This is a genomic window from Streptomyces sp. NPDC006309, from assembly GCF_040613095.1.
GTDB lineage: Bacteria > Actinomycetota > Actinomycetes > Streptomycetales > Streptomycetaceae > Streptomyces.
Genome location: NZ_JBEXRO010000059.1, coordinates 1,851 through 5,055, shown reverse-complemented (window position 1 = coordinate 5,055; position 3,205 = coordinate 1,851). Strand labels below are relative to the sequence as shown.

The 3,205-nt window shown below is 56.7% G+C and carries 1 rRNA gene; it reads right to left on the bottom strand.

Annotated elements, in window-relative coordinates:
- Nucleotides 1-31: 31 nt before the first annotated feature.
- Nucleotides 32-3,154 (bottom strand): 23S ribosomal RNA (locus tag ABZ117_RS34095).
- Nucleotides 3,155-3,205: the final 51 nt, after the last annotated feature.

Below are 3,205 nucleotides of genomic sequence, written 5' to 3'. Positions count from 1 at the left end.
CTCAGAACCAACACAGTGAACGCGAGCATCAATGGACAAGCCCTCGGCCTATTAGTACCGGTCACCTCCACACGTTACCGTGCTTCCAGATCCGGCCTATCAACCCAGTCGTCTACTGGGAGCCTTACCCCATCAAGTGGGTGGGAGTCCTCATCTCGAAGCAGGCTTCCCGCTTAGATGCTTTCAGCGGTTATCCCTCCCGAACGTAGCCAACCAGCCATGCCCTTGGCAGGACAACTGGCACACCAGAGGTTCGTCCGTCCCGGTCCTCTCGTACTAGGGACAGCCCTTCTCAAGACTCCTACGCGCACAGCGGATAGGGACCGAACTGTCTCACGACGTTCTAAACCCAGCTCGCGTACCGCTTTAATGGGCGAACAGCCCAACCCTTGGGACCGACTCCAGCCCCAGGATGCGACGAGCCGACATCGAGGTGCCAAACCATCCCGTCGATATGGACTCTTGGGGAAGATCAGCCTGTTATCCCCGGGGTACCTTTTATCCGTTGAGCGACGGCGCTTCCACAAGCCACCGCCGGATCACTAGTCCCGACTTTCGTCCCTGCTCGACCCGTCGGTCTCACAGTCAAGCTCCCTTGTGCACTTACACTCAACACCTGATTGCCAACCAGGCTGAGGGAACCTTTGGGCGCCTCCGTTACTCTTTAGGAGGCAACCGCCCCAGTTAAACTACCCATCAGACACTGTCCCTGATCCGGATCACGGACCCAGGTTAGACATCCAGCACGACCAGACTGGTATTTCAACGACGACTCCACAACCACTGGCGTGGCTGCTTCAAAGTCTCCCAGCTATCCTACACAAGCCGAACCGAACACCAATATCAAACTGTAGTAAAGGTCCCGGGGTCTTTCCGTCCTGCTGCGCGAAACGAGCATCTTTACTCGTAGTGCAATTTCACCGGGCCTATGGTTGAGACAGTCGAGAAGTCGTTACGCCATTCGTGCAGGTCGGAACTTACCCGACAAGGAATTTCGCTACCTTAGGATGGTTATAGTTACCACCGCCGTTTACTGGCGCTTAAGTTCTCAGCTTCGCCCACCCGAAAGTGAGCTAACCGGTCCCCTTAACGTTCCAGCACCGGGCAGGCGTCAGTCCGTATACATCGCCTTACGGCTTCGCACGGACCTGTGTTTTTAGTAAACAGTCGCTTCTCGCTGGTCTCTGCGGCCACCCCCAGCTCACGGAGTAAATCCGATCACCGGACATGGCCCCCCTTCTCCCGAAGTTACGGGGGCATTTTGCCGAGTTCCTTAACCATAGTTCACCCGAACGCCTCGGTATTCTCTACCTGACCACCTGAGTCGGTTTAGGGTACGGGCCGCCATGAAACTCGCTAGAGGCTTTTCTCGACAGCATAGGATCATCCACTTCACCACAATCGGCTCGGCATCAGGTCTCAGACTATGTGCTGCCCGGATTTACCTGGACAACGTCCTACACCCTTACCCCGGGACTACCACCGCCCGGGATGGACTACCTTCCTGCGTCACCCCATCACTCACCTACTAACCGCTTGGGCCGGCGGCTCCACCACTTTCCATTCCCCGAAGGGTCCGGAACGGCTTCACGGCCTTAGCATCACGATGCTCGATGTTTGACGCTTCACAGCGGGTACCGGAATATCAACCGGTTATCCATCGACTACGCCTGTCGGCCTCGCCTTAGGTCCCGACTTACCCTGGGCAGATCAGCTTGACCCAGGAACCCTTAGTCAATCGGCGCAAACGTTTCTCACGTTTGTATCGCTACTCATGCCTGCATTCTCACTCGTGAACCGTCCACAACTCGCTTCCGCGGCTGCTTCACCCGGCACACGACGCTCCCCTACCCATCAACACACCCGTTGGGGCTATATATGTCAATGACACGACTTCGGCGGTACGCTTGAGCCCCGCTACATTGTCGGCGCGGAATCACTAGACCAGTGAGCTATTACGCACTCTTTCAAGGGTGGCTGCTTCTAAGCCAACCTCCTGGTTGTCTGTGCGACTCCACATCCTTTCCCACTTAGCGTACGCTTGGGGGCCTTAGTCGATGCTCTGGGCTGTTTCCCTCTCGACCATGGAGCTTATCCCCCACAGTCTCACTGCCGCGCTCTCACTTACCGGCATTCGGAGTTTGGCTAAGGTCAGTAACCCGGTAGGGCCCATCGCCTATCCAGTGCTCTACCTCCGGCAAGAAACACACGACGCTGCACCTAAATGCATTTCGGGGAGAACCAGCTATCACGGAGTTTGATTGGCCTTTCACCCCTAACCACAGGTCATCCCCCAGGTTTTCAACCCTGGTGGGTTCGGTCCTCCACGAAGTCTTACCTCCGCTTCAACCTGCCCATGGCTAGATCACTCCGCTTCGGGTCTTGAGCGTGCTACTAAAATCGCCCTATTCGGACTCGCTTTCGCTACGGCTTCCCCACCCGGGTTAACCTCGCAACACACCGCAAACTCGCAGGCTCATTCTTCAAAAGGCACGCAGTCACGAGAACAAGGCAAGCCTCGTTCCGACGCTCCCACGGCTTGTAGGCACACGGTTTCAGGTACTATTTCACTCCGCTCCCGCGGTACTTTTCACCATTCCCTCACGGTACTATCCGCTATCGGTCACCAGGGAATATTTAGGCTTAGCGGGTGGTCCCGCCAGATTCACACGGGATTTCTCGGGCCCCGTGCTACTTGGGTGTCTTTCAAACGAGCCGTTGACGTTTCGACTACGGGGGTCTTACCCTCTACGCCGGGCCTTTCGCATGCCCTTCGCCTACATCAACGGTTTCTGACTCGTCTCACGGCCGGCAGACCGTAAAAGAAAGATCCCACAACCCCGTATACGCAACCCCTGCCGGGTCTCACACGCATACGGTTTGGCCTCATCCGGTTTCGCTCGCCACTACTCCCGGAATCACGGTTGTTTTCTCTTCCTGCGGGTACTGAGATGTTTCACTTCCCCGCGTTCCCTCCACTTGCCCTATGTGTTCAGGCAAGGGTGACAGCCCATGACGACTGCCGGGTTTCCCCATTCGGAAACCCCCGGATCAAAGCCTGGTTGACGACTCCCCGGGGACTATCGTGGCCTCCCACGTCCTTCATCGGTTCCTGGTGCCAAGGCATCCACCGTGCGCCCTTAAAAACTTGGCCACAGATGCTCGCGTTCACTGTGCAGTTCTCAAACAACGACCAGCCACCCAT